22 protein-coding genes are annotated in these 21,893 nt (G+C 43.7%); 11 read left to right on the forward strand and 11 right to left on the reverse strand.

Annotated elements, in window-relative coordinates; genetic code table 11:
- From proW to AACT18_RS00370, 5 genes are all read left to right on the forward strand, one after another.
- Entirely contained in the window at positions 1 to 1,107 is a 1,107-nt protein-coding gene (gene proW / locus AACT18_RS00350) for a glycine betaine/L-proline ABC transporter permease ProW (protein WP_094123258.1), read from the forward strand.
- Positions 1,104 to 2,111 carry a glycine betaine/L-proline ABC transporter substrate-binding protein ProX gene (proX, locus tag AACT18_RS00355; protein ID WP_017043349.1) on the forward strand — a complete coding sequence of 336 codons (1,008 nt, stop codon included), beginning with the start codon at positions 1,104 to 1,106 and terminating at the stop codon, positions 2,109 to 2,111. Before proW ends, proX begins: the two co-directional genes overlap by 4 nt.
- Before the next feature lie 58 nt (positions 2,112 to 2,169).
- Positions 2,170 to 2,646, forward strand: a complete 477-nt coding sequence (locus tag AACT18_RS00360) for a MarR family winged helix-turn-helix transcriptional regulator (RefSeq protein ID WP_038148324.1) — start codon at positions 2,170 to 2,172, stop codon at positions 2,644 to 2,646.
- 136 nt (positions 2,647 to 2,782) lie between these two features.
- Positions 2,783 to 3,349, forward strand: coding sequence for a mechanosensitive ion channel domain-containing protein (locus AACT18_RS00365; RefSeq protein WP_013867977.1), 567 nt, complete (start codon positions 2,783 to 2,785; stop codon positions 3,347 to 3,349).
- Positions 3,346 to 4,692, forward strand: coding sequence for a magnesium transporter (locus tag AACT18_RS00370; protein ID WP_047689959.1), 1,347 nt, complete (start codon positions 3,346 to 3,348; stop codon positions 4,690 to 4,692). Before AACT18_RS00365 ends, AACT18_RS00370 begins: the two co-directional genes overlap by 4 nt.
- Before the next feature lie 134 nt (positions 4,693 to 4,826).
- On the opposite strand, the gene AACT18_RS00375 is transcribed toward AACT18_RS00370, so the two are convergent.
- The 6 genes from AACT18_RS00375 to AACT18_RS00400 all read right to left on the reverse strand — a co-directional run bounded on the left by AACT18_RS00375 (position 4,827) and on the right by AACT18_RS00400 (position 10,083).
- Positions 4,827 to 6,242 (reverse strand): aspartate kinase, encoded by a 1,416-nt coding sequence (locus tag AACT18_RS00375; RefSeq protein ID WP_094125790.1) that lies wholly within the window; start codon positions 6,240 to 6,242, stop codon positions 4,827 to 4,829.
- Positions 6,243 to 6,290: 48 nt separating this feature from the next.
- Positions 6,291 to 6,677: an ectoine synthase gene (locus AACT18_RS00380; protein ID WP_013867980.1), complete on the reverse strand. Its 387-nt coding sequence runs from the start codon at positions 6,675 to 6,677 to the stop codon at positions 6,291 to 6,293.
- A gap of 9 nt (positions 6,678 to 6,686) precedes the next feature.
- Positions 6,687 to 7,952 carry a diaminobutyrate--2-oxoglutarate transaminase gene (gene ectB / locus AACT18_RS00385; RefSeq protein ID WP_047689962.1) on the reverse strand — a complete coding sequence of 422 codons (1,266 nt, stop codon included), beginning with the start codon at positions 7,950 to 7,952 and terminating at the stop codon, positions 6,687 to 6,689.
- Between the two features lie 11 nt (positions 7,953 to 7,963).
- Entirely contained in the window at positions 7,964 to 8,530 is a 567-nt protein-coding gene (gene ectA / locus AACT18_RS00390; RefSeq protein WP_094144318.1) for a diaminobutyrate acetyltransferase, read from the reverse strand.
- A gap of 490 nt (positions 8,531 to 9,020) precedes the next feature.
- Positions 9,021 to 9,530, reverse strand: a complete 510-nt coding sequence (locus AACT18_RS00395) for a hypothetical protein (protein WP_017046067.1) — start codon at positions 9,528 to 9,530, stop codon at positions 9,021 to 9,023.
- 40 nt (positions 9,531 to 9,570) lie between these two features.
- Complete coding sequence (locus AACT18_RS00400) at positions 9,571 to 10,083, reverse strand: nicotinate-nicotinamide nucleotide adenylyltransferase (RefSeq protein WP_010318565.1); 513 nt, start codon at positions 10,081 to 10,083, stop codon at positions 9,571 to 9,573.
- A gap of 104 nt (positions 10,084 to 10,187) precedes the next feature.
- On the opposite strand from AACT18_RS00400, the gene nadE reads away from it, so the two are divergent.
- Complete coding sequence (nadE, locus tag AACT18_RS00405) at positions 10,188 to 11,018, forward strand: ammonia-dependent NAD(+) synthetase (RefSeq protein WP_026028381.1); 831 nt, start codon at positions 10,188 to 10,190, stop codon at positions 11,016 to 11,018.
- Positions 11,019 to 11,121: 103 nt separating this feature from the next.
- On the opposite strand, the gene AACT18_RS00410 is transcribed toward nadE, so the two are convergent.
- Positions 11,122 to 11,583, reverse strand: a complete 462-nt coding sequence (locus AACT18_RS00410; protein ID WP_013867986.1) for a TetR/AcrR family transcriptional regulator — start codon at positions 11,581 to 11,583, stop codon at positions 11,122 to 11,124.
- A gap of 510 nt (positions 11,584 to 12,093) precedes the next feature.
- Between AACT18_RS00410 and AACT18_RS00415 the strand changes: the two genes are divergently transcribed.
- On the forward strand, positions 12,094 to 12,396 hold the full coding sequence (locus tag AACT18_RS00415; protein WP_010318562.1) for a YfcZ/YiiS family protein: 303 nt from the start codon (positions 12,094 to 12,096) through the stop codon (positions 12,394 to 12,396).
- Between the two features lie 121 nt (positions 12,397 to 12,517).
- Entirely contained in the window at positions 12,518 to 13,144 is a 627-nt protein-coding gene (locus AACT18_RS00420; protein ID WP_094124668.1) for a hypothetical protein, read from the forward strand.
- 69 nt (positions 13,145 to 13,213) lie between these two features.
- Here AACT18_RS00420 and AACT18_RS00425 read toward each other — a convergent pair whose 3' ends face one another.
- Positions 13,214 to 14,320, reverse strand: coding sequence for a 1-acyl-sn-glycerol-3-phosphate acyltransferase (locus AACT18_RS00425; protein ID WP_026028217.1), 1,107 nt, complete (start codon positions 14,318 to 14,320; stop codon positions 13,214 to 13,216).
- Positions 14,321 to 14,496: 176 nt separating this feature from the next.
- Here AACT18_RS00425 and AACT18_RS00430 point away from each other — a divergent pair, with 176 nt between their 5' ends.
- Complete coding sequence (locus tag AACT18_RS00430; RefSeq protein ID WP_017043337.1) at positions 14,497 to 15,105, forward strand: hypothetical protein; 609 nt, start codon at positions 14,497 to 14,499, stop codon at positions 15,103 to 15,105.
- 97 nt (positions 15,106 to 15,202) lie between these two features.
- The gene (locus AACT18_RS00435; RefSeq protein WP_094146625.1) at positions 15,203 to 17,071 is read left to right on the forward strand and encodes a methyl-accepting chemotaxis protein; all 1,869 of its coding nucleotides are present in this window, start codon (positions 15,203 to 15,205) and stop codon (positions 17,069 to 17,071) included.
- A gap of 86 nt (positions 17,072 to 17,157) precedes the next feature.
- Here AACT18_RS00435 and AACT18_RS00440 read toward each other — a convergent pair whose 3' ends face one another.
- Complete coding sequence (locus AACT18_RS00440) at positions 17,158 to 18,519, reverse strand: alpha-amylase family protein (RefSeq protein ID WP_094123592.1); 1,362 nt, start codon at positions 18,517 to 18,519, stop codon at positions 17,158 to 17,160.
- 272 nt (positions 18,520 to 18,791) lie between these two features.
- On the opposite strand from AACT18_RS00440, the gene AACT18_RS00445 reads away from it, so the two are divergent.
- Positions 18,792 to 19,472 carry a DsbA family oxidoreductase gene (locus AACT18_RS00445; protein WP_013867994.1) on the forward strand — a complete coding sequence of 227 codons (681 nt, stop codon included), beginning with the start codon at positions 18,792 to 18,794 and terminating at the stop codon, positions 19,470 to 19,472.
- 119 nt (positions 19,473 to 19,591) lie between these two features.
- Here AACT18_RS00445 and AACT18_RS00450 read toward each other — a convergent pair whose 3' ends face one another.
- Together AACT18_RS00450 and AACT18_RS00455 are read right to left on the reverse strand one after the other, a co-directional pair.
- Entirely contained in the window at positions 19,592 to 19,792 is a 201-nt protein-coding gene (locus AACT18_RS00450) for a restriction endonuclease subunit S (RefSeq protein ID WP_013867995.1), read from the reverse strand.
- A gap of 58 nt (positions 19,793 to 19,850) precedes the next feature.
- Complete coding sequence (locus AACT18_RS00455; RefSeq protein ID WP_094125443.1) at positions 19,851 to 21,767, reverse strand: methyl-accepting chemotaxis protein; 1,917 nt, start codon at positions 21,765 to 21,767, stop codon at positions 19,851 to 19,853.
- Positions 21,768 to 21,893: the final 126 nt, after the last annotated feature.

A 21,893-nucleotide genomic window follows, 5' to 3' on the forward strand; every position in this document is an offset into this window, starting at 1 on the left:
ATGACAACGGAAACCAACATTCAATCCACAGAGGCGCTTGACCCATGGGCGTCTACCACGCAAACGCCTGTCAGCAGCGATCCTTGGTCAGCGACTACTGCGTCTCCAACTACAGCAGGTGATTGGTTAAATGGCGCAACCGACGCTCCCGCGCCTTTCGATTGGCTGCACCCATTTCAAGATGCAATTATCCCCTTTGATCACTGGGTTGAAACCGGGCTGGGTTGGTTAGTGGAACACGGTAGGCCATTATTTCAAGCTGTCAGAGTACCTGTTGATTTTATTTTAAGTTCATTTGAAACCACGTTAGTTTCAACGCCAGCGCCTGTGATGTTGTTGATTTTATTTTTGATCACATGGCAACTTGCTGGACCTAAAATGGGTATCGCTTCATTAGCCTCGCTGATTACGATTGGATTAATCGGAGCGTGGTCACAAGCAATGGTCACCCTCGCCTTGGTCATGACCTCGGTATTCTTTTGCCTATTGATTGGCTTGCCACTTGGGATTTGGCTGGCCAGAAATCAAACGGCTGCAAAATTCATCCGCCCCGTTTTGGATGCGATGCAAACCACACCCGCATTCGTGTATTTAGTCCCGATCGTGATGCTGTTCGGAATTGGCAACGTACCTGGCGTGGTGGTAACCATTATTTTCGCCCTGCCACCGATTGTTCGTTTAACCATCTTAGGTATTCAACAAGTTCCCGAAGAGCTTATCGAAGCAGGCCATGCATTCGGCGCAAGCCCAAAACAGATGCTCTACCGTATTCAGTTACCACTAGCCATGCCGACCATTATGGCTGGTGTCAACCAAACACTGATGCTATCGCTGTCGATGGTTGTAATTGCCTCCATGATTGCTGTCGGTGGCTTGGGGCAAATGGTTTTGCGTGGTATTGGCCGACTTGATATGGGACTCGCTGCCGTGGGGGGACTTGGCATTGTCATTCTCGCCATCTTACTTGATCGCCTAACTCAGCATATCGGTACAGAAAATCGCGATCAAAAAGTACGCTGGTATCAAACCGGCCCTATCTCACCCTTTTATTTACTGAAGCAAAAACTGACTCATCAGAGTGCCAACAATCTAGGAGAACAGAAATGAATTACGCATGGAAGACGTTAATCTCAACCAGTTTAATCGCATCGGCGGCATTACCCATCAGCGCTTGGGCTGATAAACTTCCTGGCAAAGGTATTAGTGTACAACCCGTACAATCGACAGTGGCTGAAGAAACATTTCAAACTCTCATCGTGAACAAAGCGATGGAAGCGCTGGGGTACGATGTCAAACCGACCAAAGAAGTCGACTACAACGTGGCTTATACTTCGATTGCCGAAGGCGATGCAACCTATCTCGCCGTTGGGTGGTTTCCTTTACACGCCGACAAATACTCGATGGCGGGCGGCGACGCTAAGTTCTATCGAAAAGGTCAATATATATCAGGAGCAGCGCAAGGCTACTTGATTGATAAAAAAACGGCAGATAAGTACGGTATTACTAATATTGCTCAGTTAAAAGACCCTAAAATCGCCAAGCTGTTTGATGCAAATGGCGATGGTAAAGCAGACTTAACTGGCTGCACACCCGGCTGGGGTTGTGAGATGGTGATTGAGGAGCACTTAACCGCCTACGGTTTACGACCGACCGTTACTCACAACCAAGGTAACTATGCCGCTATCATTGCCGATACAATTTCACGCTACAAAAAAGGCGACCCTATCCTTTATTACACTTGGACACCTTATTGGGTGAGTGGGGTGTTGGTCCCTGGTAAAGATGTCACTTGGCTTGAAGTCCCTTTCTCTGCCCTACCTGGTGAGCGCAAAAATATCGATACAACCCTACCCAACGGAAAGAACTTCGGCTTTGAGATGAACAGCATGCTGATTGTCGCCAATAAAAAATTCGCTCTAGAAAACCCAGCCGCAGCAAAACTTTTTGAAATCATGAAGTTGAATATTAATGATATCAGTGCGCAAAACATGATCATGAGTAAAGGTAAAAACTCTGCCAAAGATATTGAAGCTCATGCCAATGGTTGGATAAAAGCTCACCAATCTGAATTCGATTCGTGGATAAAAACCGCCAAAGAAGCAGCGAAGTAAGAGTATGGAGCCACCCTTTTAATGTGGGTGGCTCCGCTTATTTTCAAGGAGGAAAGTATTGGATATTCATGAAGAAGTACTGGTCGCTATACGCCAAATTATTCGTGCGACAGATCTCCATTCCAAAAAAATAAACAAAGATTTTGGCCTCACTAGCCCCCAACTATTGTTAATGCGTGCGATCCAAAACTCGGCCGATATGACCATAAAGCAACTCTCCGATCATACTAATATGAGCCAAGCTACAGCGACCAGCATTTTGGATCGCTTAGAAAAGCGCGCACTGATCATTCGAGAGCGAGATCAACAAGATAAACGTAAAGTTCATGCATTGTTGACCCCAACAGGAGATGAATTATTACTCAAAGCACCCACACTGCTAAAAGATAGCTTTATTGAACAATTTCAGGCGTTAAACGCATGGGAACAAACTCTCATTCTCTCCACTTTACAGCGGTTATCGATGATGATGAAAACACCAGAAATAGAAGCATCGACGCTATTGTCTAGTCTAGAACCCGATGACCCTCTCTAGTTTTTATTCGACCGAGTAAAGCAAATTGGTTACTTTTTTCTCAACCCAATTCCAATTATCAATCTCAGCCAGATTAGAGGTTGTAATTGACTGAATTTCGGTTATTTTGAACCAAATCTCCTTTTTCTGATTCGTCATGGAATACTTAGACTTATTTCAAAAAAATTATCAATGGATCATCACGATCATGGCGTTGCTTATTTATCCTAAAACAGCCAGCTACACCGTGCGATGGTTTGAGAATATGGTCATAGGCAAAGTCGATATTCATCGGCTTAAACGAGCACGTTGGCTGGTGAAGACCTTACTCTTCTTGGTGTTAGTGTTGACTCTGCTAATGATGTGGGGCGTGGAACTGCGTGGGTTATTGGTTGTTGGCTCATCACTTTTTGCGTTGCTTGGCGTCGGTTTGTTTGCAGGTTGGTCTTTGCTGAGCAACGTCACCTCATTTCTGGTTTTATTTGTACAAAACCACTGTCGCATCGGTTTATGGGTGCGAGTGGTGGATGGCGCAAATTTTGTTGAAGGTAAAATCGTCGACATGAACCTACTCAATGTCGTATTAGAGAATGTTGATGGCAATACAGTGCTCTATCCAAACAACCTCTTTATTGTTCGCCCTGTAATTGTATTAAACAAAACTCCAGAAAAAGCCGTGAAAAAAATCGAGAAGAAACAACTTCCTATCGGAGTAAAACGTTGAACGAATATCAAGACCTTTCACTGCATATTGAAACGATTTCAAAAGCCGATGAGCAGCAACAAATCGACTTACTCGGCGAGTACGTGGAAAGTGGGCTTGATGAAAGCTCGATCGCAATCATCTTAGAAGCTTTTCCTGTCGAGCAGCGGGTACGTCTGTGGCGTAGCCTACCCTTAGAGCTACACATTGATGTACTGACAGAGATGCGTGCTGAAGTACGTTTTTCTATCATCAACGCACTGTCAGAAATAGAACTAAAACTGACTCTCGCCAAACTCGATAACTTATCTCTGCTCGAATGGGCCGATTCTCTGCCAGATGAAATCATCAGTGAAGCGCTGCGCTTAATTAGTCGCGACGAGCTTGAATTGTATGATCAAGCCAATGCCTATGAAGATAGTGAAGTTGGCCACTGGGCAAACCGTAAAGTGTATACCTTGCCTTTCAGCATCAGTGTCGACAAAGCCAAGATACTATTGGAGAAATATCATTATGACTCTCCACAACATATCTATTTGATCAACAAAGCAAAAAAATTCCAAGGTATCGTGAGTTATACAGAAATTTTGCTTGCTGAAAGCAAAACTTTACTGAAAAACATCAAGCAAGATGATCTCTTTACGCTGAATGCTCACCAGTCACTTTCTGAAGCAGTAGAAGCGTTAGAACATTCCCAATTGCCGACTGTCGCCATCATTGATAACCATGAAATCTTAGTGGGTGAAATTGACTGGCAATTTGCCCTGAGTACACAACGAGAGATTTACGAATCGCGCTTAATGGCCGGTACGGGTATGGATGAAGGAGATGACTTATTTGCACCCATCATTAAAAGTTCCAAAAAGCGAGGCCTTTGGCTCGGGATCAACCTGCTGACCGCCATCCTCGCTTCGGTCACTATAGGTATGTTTGAAACGGTCATCTCGCAAGTTGTCGCGTTAGCGGTATTGATGCCAATTGTTGCCTCGATGGGCGGTATTGCGGGAAGTCAAACCTTAACCTTGATGGTACGTGCCATGGCATTGAACCAAATTACACCGGGTAACCGTTTTGCGTTGCTCAAAAATGAAATTGGTATTGGTTCCATTAACGGTTTGTTATGGGCGTTGATCATTGGTGCCTTGGCAGGGCTCTGGTTCCAGTCAGCGATGATTGGCGCCACCATTTCACTGGCCATTGTTGTAAATATCATTACCGCCGCGCTGTTTGGGGTACTCATCCCGATCACGCTTGATAAGTTTAAGCTTGACCCAGCATTAGCGGGCTCTGTCATCTTAACCACAGTAACGGATGTTGTCGGCTTCTTTGCCTTCTTGGGCACAGCAAGTTTAGTGATGTTGTAGCTTTCCAAACCGCTTGAAACCTAAGCGAGCTAAACCACTTAAAAAAATAGCCGCTCAGAAAATAAATCCCCAATCACGTAGATTACTATGTGATTGGGGGGCGATTGGAGGGAACGATGCTTCAATCTGAACCGCTAAGCCGCTTTTTTGGTAGATAGCGGTTTCGCAATCAACACATCATGTAAAACACAAATCGCGCGATTGTAATCGTTGTCTTCTACGACGAATTGTACATTGACATTACGCATCGACGAGTGAGCGGCAATAGGGCTAATTTTTGCGTTAACTAACGCTTGCATGCCTTGCGTTAATGCGTTGTTGGTGTTCATTGATGCACCGATTGCGGAAATGAGGGCGACCATTTTTCCTGATACGGATGCATTCGGGTAGCGCTTCTCTATTTTGTACAACACGTGGTTTAAGTTATCGCAGCTGCCACTGAGGTAATACGTCATCGAGTTTGCATTCATCTCTTTACCAACGAGATGTACCTTAGCTTCGGCGATCACTTCCATCAATTCATAACTGGCATTATCAATTTTCCCGACCATACTTTGGTCAAAAATATGCAAGGCGAACACTTTGTCCTTACCCGCAATAATCTCTACCTTATTGTTCTGAGGCTTATGAACATTGGAAATGAGAGTACCTTTATGCTCTGGTTCGAACGTATTTTTGATTCTGAGCTCAATCCCCTGCTGACGCAGCCCAGCTGCCGCATTCGGATGAATCGCTTCCATACCTAAATTAGCCAGTTGGTCTGCTACGTCAAAGTTCGTCAATCCCATCGGACTAACCTTATCGGCGCCTACAATTCTCGGGTCTGCGGAACTTAAGTGATACTCTTTATGGATGATCGCTTGCGTTGCGTTGGTTAATGCAGCAATGCGGCTAAAGGTCATTTCACTATAGCCACGATCATAGGTTTTCATTAATCCTTCATTACAGTAGGCGTAGCCAGTCACGATTGGCAATTGCGTTGCTACATCAATGTCTTCGAAGGCAGTCAAAATCACCTCATCTAAGCTTCCTGCTTGCCCATTATTCCACCCGGAGAGATCAATGAAGCATGCATTAATCCCAAGAGTTTTTAGCTTCAAACTGGTGTTATAGGCACTATGAGCCTCGCCTATTGAAGATAAAAATTCTCTCACCTGAGGCAAATACTGACGCAATGAAAACTGCCCGTATTGACACGTTTCTAGAATATTATTAATGCAGTTGACTGCTTCTGAGATCCGCGAACGAATAAATTTATCCGCGCGAATACGACTCATAGGATCGGCGAACAAATGCTCATTAATCAGCAACATACGTTGCTCAAGTTGGTACATAGCTTCTTGCCATTGCGTATCATGTTTCGCGATCATCTGGTAAATACCGGGCTTGCCAGTGCGTTTGCATTCCAGTAGAGCATCGGTAATGGTTGCATACGCTGATACCACAAACACTCGATCATAAGGGTGATGAGGCCTTAGTAAAATATTGTCGAGCACAGCATCAAAAGCGCTCATTGATGTTCCACCGATTTTTTCTACGGTGTAAGACATGGGATCTCCTTTTCTTTTAAATTGAATGCAGTGAATCGTCGCGAGTGATTACTCAATGATTGGGTAAACACCTTTTTCATCATGCGTTTCAGTTCCTGTCAGTGGCGGGTTAAAAACACATGCCATAACCATATCTGCACCAGAATAAGCTCTTAAATAGTGCTCGTCATGTTGATCAAGGATGTACAAAGTGCCGGGCTTTATCGGGTAAGTTTCCCCTCCTATCACTTCGATTTCCCCTTCACCTGACATGCAATACACGGATTCCAAATGGTTTTGATAGTGAATATGGGTCTCGCCGCCTTTAAAAATGGTCGTAACATGGAATGAAAAACCCATATTGTCATCTTTCAGCAGCATACGAACGCTTTCCCAAGTTTGAGCAACAACCCGGCGCTCACTTTGGCGACACTCTTCTAATGTTCTAACAATCATTTTTTATTCCTAAGATGCTTTTTTAATTAACTGAGAGGCTAGCTCTTCTACCGCTTGTGCAAAAATATCTAAACCTTGGTCAAGTTCGGTTTCTGTGATAGTAAGTGGGCAGAAAAACTTAATTACTTCGTCATTTGGGCCTGCGGTTTCAATCACCATCCCTAGTTGAAAACAACGACGAGCAATTTTATGGGCGATCTCACCACTGCTGCATTCAATGCCTTGCATTAGTCCACGCCCTTTGTGGCGGTTAAACAGTGTGGGGAAACGACGCAGTGTGGTTTGAATGACATGCGTCACTTGCTTGGCTCGATGTGCGATATGAGTGGTAAAATCATCATTTGACCAATAGGTTTCCAGCGCTTTTGTAGCGGTTACAAAGGCGTGATTATTACCGCGAAAGGTTCCGTTGTGCTCTCCCGGTTTCCACACATCTAACTCAGGTTTCAGCAGCACAATCGCCATAGGTAACCCATAACCACTGAGCGATTTCGATAGCGTCACTATGTCCGGTTTTATTGCTGATGGCTCAAAACTGAAAAAGGTTCCCGTACGTCCACAACCAGCTTGAATATCGTCAACGATAAGCAGAATGTCGTTTTTCTTACAGAGACGACTTAAGCGTTGCAACCACTCGTTGGACGCGCAATTCAAGCCGCCCTCGCCTTGGACAACCTCCAATAATACCGCAGCCGGTTTGTCTAAACCCGATGAGTTGTCATTCAGCATATTTTCAAATAGCGACAGGCCATCAATATTGGCATAGCCATCATAAGGGAGCCGCGTCACGCCACCTAAGCTAAGCCCAGCGCCGCCTCGATGATGTTGATTTCCTGTTGCGGCAAGTGCGCCATAAGAGCAACCATGAAAGCCGTTAGTGAAAGCCACAATATTACTTCTACCCGTGGCTTTTCTGGCCAGCTTCATTGCCGCCTCTACAGCATTAGTCCCAGTTGGACCAGTAAACTGCACTTTGTAGTCGAGGTTTCTTGGTTCAAGAATGAGACTTTCAAATACCGCGAGGAACTCAGCCTTGGCAGAGGAGTGCATATCCAAGCCGTGAGTAATGCCGTCTTTATCAATGTACTCCAATAGCGCCTGCTTAAAGAGGGCGTTATTGTGACCATAATTTAACGAACCAGCTCCAGCCAAAAAATCTAAGTAGCGATCACCAGAATCGGTAAATAGCCAGCTTCCTTTTGCCGTAGAGAAAACTACGGGAAAGTGATTGGCATAAGATTGCACGTTTGATTCTTTCTTTTTAAAAATGTCCATAACGATGATAGTTATCCTGTTAAGTTAGAACGAGGTTTGAGCGGAATACGGTATAAATACTCGGTATCATGTTCACCTTCAAAGTGACGAGTTTGATCGAGAAAGGTCGATACCTCTCCTTGCTCGCCATGTGCTCGATCAAACTTCTTAAAGAGGCTCCATGAACCTTGATTGTTTTTCGTGATAGTCGTTTCCAATATACGAACATCAGCCATAACATCACGAGCGAGCAATTCATGTAACAAATGTGAGGCAAGCCCTAGCCCACGAGCCTTTGGATGCACGGCCACTTGCCAAATAAACAATTCATCAGAATTGTCAGGCTTTAAATAGGCCGAAATAAACCCCACGGTTTCGCCATTTCTTTCCGCTAAGATGCAAGTCTCTTGAAAGTGAATCGCTTGTAGGAAATTACAGTATGAGGAGTTTTCATCTAAGGGAGGACACAGCCCAATCAAATCATGTACACGCTGCCCGTCGGCTTGATTAGGGGTACGAAACGTCCATTGTTCTGTCTTTGTTTGCATAATTTCCGGGTATGCAACCCAAGGTGCTGCTGTAATCATTGTCTGCCACATGAATAGTTAGAGCTCTAATTAAAAACCTCTATATAAACTAACAGCACAAATGAAAAATTCAACCAAAAAATTCAAACAAATAGCAATCATAGGTATAGACTGCTGATTTAAAACGAATAAATAATTTTTAACATTTAACCAAAAAACCACCAATTAGTTAGATGTGTAATTAAATCAAAGTAAGATAGCAGAGCGAATGTGATTGAACCTAGCGGCATTAGCAATCTGAGTCGTTTTTGCAGTTTGCATTTTCAGTCTGCAAAAATTTTCTTGGGGAAGTTTGAAAAAACAAGGAAACAATAGCAACTAAGCGCTATAAAACTTGGCACGTATTCTGCAATGACTATATCGACCCTTCTTAAGCCGAGGGTCACCTAGCCAACTGACGTTGTTAGTGAATACTCTTTGTTCACAATTTACATAGGCCAATCGCGAATATTGCGATTGGCTTTTTTGTTTTCTGAGGGAGTGTGTTTACTGAGGGAAAACGTTAGAAGGGAACTTCAATTTGCATCATGACAACGCTGTCGAAATCTTCATGCCAACGATAGTCAAAACGCATGCGCGGCTCACCCGCTTTTTTCTCGCCAAAACCGATACTCAGCTGTAAGCCGTGACTCATTAACCACTCTTCGGTTGACATATCACTTTGCTCGTCAAGCAATTCAGAGGGTATCCAGACTCCAAAGCCAATGTAGCTTGTGGCCAATTTCTGAGTAAACAGGGGATCCGAATCGGCTTTTAAAAACCAATCGGCCCAGTAAGATGAGTCGGCTGGAGATTCTTCAAATAAACCTAAAGCCAGCAGTTGTTTCGATGCGTAACCCATACTATCTAATATAGAAAAGCAGACGCCCGATGCTGGTAACATTGTTGGGCTACTATCTGCACCTAGTGTTAATTCTAACTCTGGCGTTAATAATGAACCGGAATAGAGATCGCAAGCTTCCGTCAGCGACGAAAACATGATTAACGCACAAACAGCCACATTTAACTTCATGAATGCAAACAGCTCCGACTACGAAAAGGGCGTGGATTGTCTAGTAAAGTTTTCTTTGCTGCAAGATTTTCCTAACAGAGATAGTCGTTAAATCGGCAATATCTAAATTTTCAGCTAACCGCTGACGAATATCAGTACTACGAATAGCGACTTTTTCAGGACAGGCCATGACTGACCAGCGTTGTAAGATATCTTGAGCTTTATAGAATTTCGCAAAATTGAACAGATTATCCGGGCCCATTACAAAAGTAATGTCAGCATCAGGTGATTGTTTTTGCAGTAATGACAAAACAGCGTGAGTTGTGACGCTCTGCCCGGGCTGTTGCAGTTCCTCTTCAACTATTGAGCGTTGTATCTTATCTGACTGCAAATCACGAATAAAAGCATCAATAAGTTCACAACGGATCTCATAACTGAGCATCTGCTTACCCCAAGCGTGTGAAATGCTCGGTACCAACAGAATTAAATCGAAATGGCTTAGCGATTCAATCACACTTTTATGTCCTAAGCTCGGAGGGTTAAAAGCACTCCCAAAGACGGCAATTTTGGTCATAGCAATCCTATTCAAGTCTGAAAACCATTTTCTCGGTTTTCTAATCTGATGATTTCGGTATGATACACCAAAGATTTATATTGCTTGCAGGAAAAGGAACCCTAATGGAACAAATGATCCGTGATGAGATGCGTGTTCTCTCATCCATTGACCCTGTTTATGAAATTGAACGGCGCGTTGAGTTTATTAAACGCAAATTGGTAGAATCTGGTTGTAAGTCTTTAGTGCTTGGCATCAGTGGTGGCGTCGACTCAACAACGTGCGGCCGTCTAGCCCAGCTCGCCGTGACACAACTCAACCAAGAATACGCTGTTAACGACTATCAGTTTATCGCCGTTCGTTTACCCTATGGCGAACAAAAAGATGAGGATGAAGCGCAGCTTGCTCTCTCCTTCATTCAACCTACACACTCAATTTCGGTCAATATTAAAACGGGTGTAGATGGCCTGCACTCAGCCTCTCTTGATGCGCTACAAGGCACAAGCTTAACTCCAACTGACAGTACCAAAATTGATTTCGTGAAAGGAAATGTAAAGGCGCGCGCTCGCATGGTTGCGCAGTACGAAATTGCAGGTTTTGTTGGTGCGTTAGTACTCGGCACGGATCATTCCGCAGAAAACATCACCGGTTTTTATACTAAATTTGGTGATGGCGCGTGTGATTTAGCACCACTTTTTGGCTTGAGTAAACGTCAAGTGCGCGCGGTAGCGGCTCAATTAGGCGCACCACAGCAATTGGTTCAAAAAACACCCACCGCGGATTTAGAAGAGCTCGCACCACAAAAAGCAGATGAAGATGCGTTAAACTTAAGTTATGACCAAATCGATGATTTTTTAGAAGGGAAGCCTGTTTCACAGCACGTGATTGACCGTCTTGTCGCGATTTACACAGCAACTCAGCATAAACGTCAACCGATCCCAACGTTGTACGATTGATCGACACAATCTCTCTATAACTCTCTATAAAAAGCACTAAAGCCAACTTCTCAGTTGGCTTTAGTATTAAAGTCGACAATACAAGCTTGCACAAAGTGCCAAATTATTGACTCATTTTAATCAGTGATTTACCAATCAGCCACTCAAGCTCCCTTGCGCTCTCTTTGCCAAACTGTACAGCCACCGTTTTGTATAACCGATCGACACCATTTGCTGCAAATTCATCCGCATTTTCAGTCGTCACAACATGATGAAATAATAAACGCAAAATAGCCAAAAATTGTGCATTTTCTAGCGCATTTATCCAGCTATTTGAAAAACTTGAAAGGTCATTTTCAAAATCTAAATGCTCAACAAACAGCTTAAAAATCCGCCCATCTAAAGCGGCCGTAAAATCGGTTTTCTTTGGAAAATGGTGGCTAATCCCCGTTCGTGAAACCCCTGTTTGCTGACTCAACGTGGTATACGACATTTTGTCGTAACCCAGTCTCAATAGCTGATCGACAACAGCATCCATTATTCTCTGAATGGTGATTTCAGTATCTTCTTTACTACGCTTTGGCATGGTCCAGACTCTTCTCTTTTTTATTAATCCATCTAACTCAATTGCGATGATAGTGCCGTTTCGCGAATCACCCCTCGTGGCATGGCATTTTCTGTCTAAAAAACCATCCCTTAAAACAGTAAATTCAAACCAGAATTATCTTGTTAAAAGCGTTATCTACTGGCTTGTTACTGTCACTCCTTTAGCTATCACTAATGAAACTTAAATTTCCAGTTTATTAGTCATCACCACTAATGGATGAAGCGCAATTTATAATATTAATAATTGTTTCAACCGAATAATCGTACAATCGTCAACAATTCGCAACGAACTGAACACTGTTCTGACAAATTTATGACACAAAAACTAGTGATTATTTGAGCAGTATCACACTCATTAATTCATAACGATGGCTAAAAACTTTCGAACAACCAAAATAAGACGCGATTTACCCCAAACCTGATTGGCTTTTTGTGGCTGATAAACGATTTGCCCGTTAGAATATCCATACATTTACTAAGAGGATTCACAATGAGTATCGAAAAAGACGTTGATATCCAAGTCTGCGAAGCATGTGGCTGCGCTGGCGAAATTGGCTTTATTATCAAAGAAGGTGATGAAGTTGCCGAAGTGATGGTCATGGCACCCAACAAAGCTCAGCTAGAAGCTGAATTTGAGAAGTACCTCGCTCTTGCCAAACAGGTTTCAGATAATGTTGAGTTTGAAGTTTCACCGTTAGATGATAACTCGACTGAATTGCATGCACGTTTCAAATTTGAAGTCAGTGCTGAAAAACTTATTTTTGAACTGAAGTCGCGCTCTTTGGCTCGTTAATCTAATTGCTCTTAGCGGGCCTAATCATGGCTCGCTTTTTTATCGCCCAAGCACTTTGCTTTCTCATCCTAGGCAATGCATTATTGAAGCTTAACCGTAATCTGCCGATACTCTAGGTATCGTGTCTTCATCTGCAGGCTTTATGAATAAGTTTTCGCTTTTACTAACATTATGCAACCTTCTCTATGCCTCTTGTGCATGGTCACAGCCGCTCGATCAATATCAAATCCTTAACCACCTTGATAATTATGGCAATCTCTATTTGCGTAATAAACCCTACACAACACTACCCGAAAATCTCACGCTCAAAGGCAACCTAAATATTGCTAAGACATCGATAAAATCCCTGCCTAAGGGCTTGAATGTACAGGGTAGTTTAGAAGCATCTAATAGCTTGCTAGAGAATATTCCAAAAGGTACCACCATTCGTGGTTATGCGAACTTACTGGGTAGTAAAATCAAATCGTGGCCAATGAGAATCAAGGTCGGTGGTTACCTGAATTTCACGGATACACCGCTTGAAACGCTGCCTGCGAATCTCTTAGTCAAGGGGGATTTGAGCGTAATTCGAACGCCATTAACCCAATTGCCCGAAGGTTTGGTTGTGGAAGGGAGTTTGTTTATTGGCGGTTCCAAAATCACCGAATTTCCTGACATGATGACCGTCAATGGCAATATTTATTTGGGAGGTAATGTCATCAGTAAATGGCCAAGCAAACTGACCCTTGGCGGCGCGGTCGCAAGATAGGCTAGAAAAAGAGAAGAGAAGAGAAGAGAAGAGAAGAAGCCGTGGGCCCCTCTCTTCATCGTTTAATGATTATTGCTGATTCTTTACTGGGTTGGCGTAACTATCGAGTAAATAACGCTGTGCCCCTTCAGGGATTTGGGTCAGCTTGCTTTCTAAGTGAGCGCGGATATCTGGCGTGATATCACTACTTTCTATCCCAGCCGCTAACTTATTGATCGGGAATAATTTGTAGTTTGCGTGAATTTGGCGATCGATCTCTTGCGCCAATGCTTCTGGCGTTTCAAATGCTTGAGTAATCACTTCACCAAAACCAACATGCACTCGGCCTTTCTCACCGACAATGCCTTGGACAATGCTTTCAATATCTTCAAATTCCCCTTTTTCATAACGCCCATGCGTCGCTTTTTCATACAACTCACACGCTTTGGCCATATCGCACGGATCGTTTTCATATGAAATCGCGACCGGGACAATTTTGAGCGATTGAATATACTGAGCAAACTCTATTTTCTGCTTGCGCCCTTCCACATGGAACATTTTCAAAATGGCCGGATCGGTAAAATCGTTACCATCTTTTGCTCGTCCCTCTTTTTGCGCTATCCAGATAGAATTTCCAGTTTCAAGTGAGTGTTTAATGTAGGCAGATAAGGTACTGAGCGCTTTCATCATCTCGCGCGGGCCTTTAGCCGAGCGTTTCACAATAAAGCTCTTATTAAGACGCATCAGCTCTGTAGCACAAGGCTTTTTCAATAAGTTATCACCAATCGCAATACGCACAGTTTTATGCCCAGACATATACAGACCATAATTGACCAATGCTGGGTCCATCGCGATATCACGGTGGTTCGAAATAAATAAATAAGCCGTCTGTTTATCCAATTTATCGAGACCACTGAAGGTGACACCTTGTGTCGTTGATTCTAGCGTTTTCGTGAGGTATTTCTTCACTTCAAGTTGGATTGCTTCCACGGACGTGAGTTTGGCCCATTTAAACTTTAAGTATGCTTTTACAAAAGGGCTCAGTATCGATTTTAGCCAAGCAGATCGTTTGTCAAAACGATGTTGCAAAATAGCTGAGATAAATTCTTCATCATTGATTAAACGGTCAATAGCCGCTGGAATCTCATCGTCGTTGTAAGGACGGATATCTACATAAGGATCAGTTGTGGTGGTCATATATTCATACATCAAATAAAAAGCTGGCTCATTCTACGCATAGTTGACGTAGCTCGCAGCTACAGTCGTAACAGATTCACTAAGGTCAGACCAGAATAAGGTGATTTTAGTTCGCATATTTGGCATTTTCTGTGAGACAAGGTACTCTTAGCGCCCCAAAATCAGTGAGAAGTACCATGAACTACGCGATTCAATTTGAAGCCTTACTGTCTGCTAACTTAGTTGTCACCCCTCGCAAGAAAGTCATCAAACACAGTTTGATTCGAGTAATGAGCGGATTAGTACTGTGTAAACTTGGCAAACATGAATATTCAGTTGAAGCAAAACAGAGTTTTTGGATCCCTTTTGACTGTTTATGCTCGCTGACTATTTTTCCTAATACGCAGTGGCAGCGTGTCGATTTTTCAGTACGTTTAACCGCCGATTTTTCCCATCAAGCGGGTTACGTCACCTTATCTGAACTGAGCCAAGCCGCTTGTGATCACCTGAGTCAATGTCAACCTAACGATGAAATCTATTCGCACCTTCTTCATGTACTAAAAAGTGAAGCCACGCATTTTAAACCCAAATTATCGTTAAACAACTTCAGCGAAAAGCTATCAGCGTGGCAACCACATCAAGTAAGTGAGCTACCAATTGAATGTCAAATAGCACTACGTGTTCGTGAGGCACAAAAGCGCAAACTGTCTGGCATCAAGTTGAACCAAATCGTCGATGAGCTTTTCCAAGGAAATGAACAAGAGTGCCAACAACTTGCGCTTTTAGTTCTCGGGCGAAATTTGTAATTTTTCGATTAAAAATGGATTGTTTACTGGCTGAATGATTAATCCCTAACTATACATTTATTAATAATATTAATATTTATTGATGGAAGGGATTGCCATGAAATTCAGCCATAAGATCGTCACGGCGTCATCTTTGCTGCTGTTGGTCACCGTTACTCTGCTGACGATACAACAATACTTCACCGTCCAAAAAGAAGTGAAGTCACAAGTTGAAGCGAGTGTAACTGAAATAGTGGATGGGGTTAGCAATACAGCTGGTGCAGAGATCAATAGCCGCAAGGCCATTGCCGCTTACGCCACCAGCATGTTGGAAGTAGACATTAACCGAGAAAGTATGTCTAAGGTCATCACAAGGCCGATTGTCAAACAAACTTTTTTACTGGCTGGGGTCGGTTTTGAGAGCGATGGCTCTTACATAAGTAATGATCCTACTTGGAACCCAGGCGCATCATGGAATCCACGCGTGCGCCCTTGGTATATTGATGCAAAAAATGCCGACAAACTGATTATTACTGCACCTTACGCCGACTCTGCCACTAATGAAATATTGGTGTCTATTGCTACCCCAGTTAAAGATAACGGCAAATTTATCGGCGCCATCTTCTACGATGTTAGCCTTGCTGGGTTAGCAGAATTGGTCAACACCGTAAAATTATTTGATGCAGGCTATGTGTTTATTGTTTCATCCGACGGCACAACCATAGCCCACCCCCGAGCAGAGATGAACGGCAAGCCAATGAAAGAATACTTAGGCAATGCCGTTATCGCCGAAGAGCCTAAACAAGTGCTGATTGATGGCAAACACTACACACTCGATTTTTCAAAAGTACCCGGAGAGAATTGGTATGTCGGTGTCGTTTTGGATGAAGAGATCGCCTATGCGTCTTTAGCAACACTGCGCAACAGTTCGATCATCTATACGTTAATCGCTTTAGTCTTCAGTATTGCGATACTGCTTGTGCTTATCCGTCTGTTGATGAAACCGCTTGATGCACTTAATAATGCAATACAGAACGTTGCCTCTGGTAGTGGTGACTTAACCCAACGCTTAGCCACCGACACGGATAAAGAATTCTCGGTATTAGCGGTCGGTTTCAATACCTTTACTGAAGCCTTACAACAACAAATTACCCAGTCTAAAGCCATCGGTTCAGAAATTTTACGCGGTTCGGAAATGACCTCGATGGGGTTGCAAGAATCGGCCGAAGCGATGCGTGATCAACTCCATGAACTTGAGCAATTAGCCACAGCCATGCATGAGATGGCCACCACTTCTGGCGATGTCGCCAACAACGCGCAAGGCGCGGCGTCGGCGGCAAAAGATGCTGATGATGCGACAGAATTTGGTACCAATGTTGTGACCCAAACCACTCAAGCGATTGATAATCTTTCGACGCGTATTGATGAAGCAGTAACAGAGGTAAGTGCACTAGAAAATGCAACGGCAAACATCGAAACCATTTTGAAAGTGATCAACGACATTGCCGACCAAACCAACTTGCTGGCACTAAACGCAGCGATAGAGGCGGCTCGGGCTGGAGAGTCAGGCCGAGGCTTTGCGGTCGTTGCAGACGAAGTGCGTACGCTGGCGCAAAGAACGCAGCAATCCACGACGGAGATCCGTAATATGATTGAGAAGTTGCAGTCGAGCGCTACTTCTGTTGCCAATGCGATGAATCAGAGTAAAACAACGGCAGCTGAGGCGGTCAATCGTGCCGAAGAAGCGAATAATGCTCTGCTGAAAATCCGCGATGCTATTCAGCAAATTAGTGATATGAATATCCAAATAGCTTCGGCAGCCGAAGAACAAAGCTTGGTAGCAGAAGAGATCAACAACAACACGGTTAAGATCAAAGATCTTTCCGTTCAAGTTGCAGACGCCGCTGACAATGCCAACATAGCCATGCAAGCTCAAACCGAAAATATCAGAGAGCAAGATGCTATATTGAATAAATTTATCGTTTAATCCTCTACCGCAGCAACTGGGTAGACTCAGTAAAGGCGCTGATTACGCGCCTTTACTTTTCTAACGAGTCACCGTTTTATTCACCATCAGACATTTGATAGCCGACAAAGCATGGCGCTAGAGCGAGCGGCGATATCCATGACAATCTTTTGGTTATTGGGTTGATACTGCTGCTTCGTAAACAATTCTAGCATTGGATTTGTCCAATCAATTTCAACGCGCTGACTGCGTTGAGATTTGTTCAAAACCACTATCCCTTCCTTACCGCGGCTGAACACTAACAAGTCATCACTCGCTTCTAGCGTTTTCATTGGCAACGCATGCATTTTATTATGAAAAGCAATACACGCCGCCATTTGTGGCGAACACCATGCCTCTTGCCAGCGCGGAAGACCAGCATGGTTCAAAATGCCACTGGTGTTTAAATCGGTGTAAATTAATGGCACTCCCCCATCGCGACCAAGAATGTAGCTGTAGGCGATATTTTCTAAGGCTTCATCCATGACGAGGTCGGCAAACACAGCGTTGTTGGGGATATCATGCGTAATGGTGAACGTAATCGCTCGGTTGTTGGAAAGCGCCTGACCAAAACAATAAGGGTCAATCAGCCATTTCAGGCTACCTTTTGTTTGTAACGCATCGTATACCGTTTGAAATAGTGGAAAATCATAAGCACCCAACTTTGTTTCTTGCAGATAAGGCTCGAGAAAAAGTTGGTACTCTTCTTTGGTTGCACCGCCATCAGTAATGATCTCGCCAAAAATATGCATGCCTTGCGTAATGTCATCGGTCCATACTTTCTTCAAATGCTCAATAGACATATGCTTAGCAGCATCAATTCGAAATCCTTTGACTCCTAACGCTTTCAATGCCCTTAAATAAGCCTGTTGTTGCACAACCACATGTTCATTATCACGCAACGTCGGTAGGCCCGGGTCATGCGCCCCTCCAGTAATGCGGCCATTTTGCACTTGCCAACGATCCTTCCAATCTTTTATGCCAAACGCTTCCACAAAGTCATCTTTATCAAAGAGTGGCTGGGTCAGATCACCAAAGAGGCGCAGCGCGTGGTACTCATCGCTTTTATTCTGGTAGGAAGCTAAGTCTTGTGCGCTCGGGTATTGTAAATCCAAACGCAATTTGGATTCGTTGGCCATATGGTTGAACACTACATCGGCATAAATTCGCAAGCCTAATGCGGTTAAGGTTTCAACCATCTGTTTAAAATCATGGGTATTGCCTAGTTGATTATCAATGATGCGATAATCTTGCGGCTGGTAACGTTGCCACCATTTTGTACCTTGAGCGGTTTTGAACGATTTCATCGGCGGTGAAATCAACACCGTTTTATAACCCAGTTGGAAAATTTGCTCTGCACGCTCAGCGACTAAACGATACGGCCAATCAAAAGCATGCAAAATCACATCGGTTGGTTGAACATTTGTCATACGTCAATGTCCCTGTTCATCATGGTTAACTCACAAGTTGAAAGAGGCGAAACCTCACAATACATCACTTGTTTCTCAAAGCGCAGTTTAATTCTCTGCATTTAACGTTTTTAGAGTATAGAGAGCGTTTCAGCAATTCCATCAGCCTTATTGCAATATTGTTTGTATGAGAGAAAAGGCGTAGAGCGATAAAAAAGCGCCTAGCTTTCCAAAGGGCTACACAACAAGTCACAGTTTATGCTGATAATCTCGCTATAATTAAGGTCAGTGAATTGCCAATCGCGGTAGGGAAGAAAATGAAAAAACTACGCATTGATATCGTGTCAGATGTTGTCTGCCCTTGGTGCATCATTGGGTATAAACGGTTAGAGCAAGCGCTGCTGGCTCTCAGCGATACGATCGATGCAGACATCCATTGGCACCCTTTTGAACTCAACCCTGCTATGCCTATAGGTGGTGAACACCTACAGCAACATTTAGCCAAAAAATATGGCACGTCGATAGAAGCAAGTTTACAAGCACGCCAAACCCTCAGCGCCCTAGGGCAAGAAGTCGGCTTTCAATTCAACTTCAGTGACGACATGCGTATTTATAATACCCGTAAAGCGCATCAATTATTAATGTGGGCGAATAGCCAAGGAAAACAATTAGAGCTGGAAATGGCACTATTTCGTGCTTATTTCACTTTCGGGCAAGCCTTAGATGACGATGATGTCTTGCTCGACCTAGTACAGAGCCTTGGTTTAGACAGAGAAATCTGCCGCGCAGTTTTAACTGATGAGTCGTGGGCGAAAACCGTTTCTGTCACAGAGCAACAGTGGTTAGAGGCAGGAATTCAAGCTGTGCCAGCCTTGATCATTGAGCAACGCCATCTTATCTCAGGCGCGCAAACGACAGAGATCCTTCAACAGGCACTAGAAGATATCGCGCAACAGCTTCCTATGACTCAATAACGTTTTCTGATAAAAAAGGGCACCACTACTGTGTGCCCTAAATACTATTGTGTACTCTAAATACTATTGTGTACTCTAAATAAACTTGTGTGCTCTAAATTAAATAAAGTGGGTTTGAATTAATGGACGGGGGTATCCGTTTCTGTAAAGAATTGCCCAAAATGCTTTTCCAGCACTTCTGGCGTCAACTTGCCTTCCGCTTCTAGCTGCTTAAGCTCAGCCACAATCGCTTTTTGCTCTTCCAACGAAGGCAGTTTCACTTCAGGTTCACCCGCCACCTGTTGCGACAATTGTGCTAACTCTTTTTCGAAATCACTCATTTTACTTACCTAAACATAAACATAATGGGGGAAGTGTACCGATTTCCCCCTCATGATTCTAGAGCTTAAAGCTACCCACCATTTTATCTAAACGGCCAGACAGATCACGCAGCTCTTGGCTCGCTTCTGCCAACTCTTCTGCGGTGCTGGTGGTCACTTCATTGATGGCGTTGATCTCTTCAATATTTTGATTGATTGTGTGCACCACCGTTGATTGCTCTTCAGTCGCCGTGGCAACCTGAGTGTTCCGATCGGAAATATCGTGGATCCTGTTTGAAATATTCACTAAAACGTTCACCGCTTCATCGGAAGCGTCAACCCCTTCCTGTGTAACAGTCTTACCAGAAGACATCGCCGAGACCGCATCTTTTACATCGTTTTGTAATTGATTGATCATCTTTTGAATTTCTTCCGTTGAAGAGGCCGTGCGGCTGGCCAAATTGCGTACTTCGTCTGCCACCACAGCAAAACCTCGGCCTTGCTCTCCAGCTCTCGCCGCTTCAATTGCAGCGTTTAATGCCAGCAAGTTGGTTTGTTCAGAAATACCACGGATAACACCTAAAATAGAGCCAATATCTTGAGTGGTCGATGCTAGCTGCTCCACCACTTTACCCGTATTTTCGATATCCGCTGCTAAACGACTGATGGCATCTTTGGCTTTGCTTACCACTTCACGTCCTACTTCAGTGTTATCAGCCGCGTGATTTGCTGTTTCAGCTGCCGTCGCCGCGTTAGAAGCAATTTCACTGATAGTGGCCCCCATTTGATTGATCGCCGCCACCACTTGTATAGTTTGGTCACGCTGTTCTTGGCTATTGTCATGAGTTCGCGTCGATTTTTCCGACACCCGACCCGCCGCCGACTGCAATGCATGGCTGGTAGAAGCGACTTCTTTCATCGATTGATGAATCTTCTCAATAAAACCGTTGAAGCCCGCTGATAATTGAGCGATTTCATCGCGGCCCAATACCTCAATCCGTTGCGATAAATCACCATCGCCTTTACCTAAATCGGTAAAGCGTTGTGCAATCTGTTTAATTGGGTTAGCAATACTATTGGCCAGAAAAAGACCCATCAAAATAAATAAACCCGCCACAGCTAAGGTTGTGAACAACATTTTTTGCGCAACGGCATTTAATTCGGCGAAGACTTCCGACACAGGTACTGAACCAATCACAAACCAGTCCATCGATTTCACGTAGACACTAGCGACAAAAACATCTTGGTTTTGATAGGTTGTCGAAATCAGGTTGAAGCGGCTTTTATTCAATAGTTGGTTTGCGTTTGAGCCGTATAATTGTGTTAATGAGGCTTTAGCTTTCTCTTTTTGGCGATGGATTTGCACTTCCCCTTTCGAGTTGGTCAAAAAGACAAAACCTGTGTCCTCGATTTTAAATCCATTGAGCAGGTTCACCATGTCATCCATTGATTTCGACAAACCAGACATCGTATCGCCACTGACATTTTGGTAGTTGGCAAACATTTTCACTTCGCCACTTGCCTCTTGGAACATACTGACCATGGTCTTTTGTCCCGATTGCGTAAAACCAAAAAACCAGCCATCTTGCTGTTGATTAAGCTGACGCAGAAAACCATTTTGGTTCCAGTAATACGCCGTTTTTCGGTTAGCCACAGAAGCATCATTTAACGAATATTGATCGCGTACATTATTGAGCTGCTTAATCAGCATCGCCTCAGCGTCAGCATTAATATCGGTCGTCTGAACGGCTTGCTTGATGAATTCATTATTGGCTAGTTGCTCAGCAGAAAAGAGCAATTGCGATACTTCTCGATCTATCTGGCTACTGATTTGATCAAGTAACGAGGGAAGTTCGATATCAATTAATCGGTGCTCCAGTACCTCTCGTGCTTGACGCTGCGCCATTACACCAACGATAACCGTCGAAGCGAGTACCGCGAACGTAATTCCTAATACAACCTTTTGCTTAATACTCATCGAATTAAGTTTGAACATTATTTGCGCTCTTTATTATTGGCTTGTCATGAATAACTTTTTTGTATCGGCAACAAACCCTCTCTCTTGAGAAATTTATCGATAGAATCGATTTATCTTCACGTAGAATGTGATCATGGCCAACAA

The organism is Vibrio sp. V04_P4A5T148, from assembly GCF_963875605.1.
In the GTDB taxonomy this organism is placed as follows: Bacteria; Pseudomonadota; Gammaproteobacteria; order Enterobacterales; family Vibrionaceae; genus Vibrio; species Vibrio anguillarum.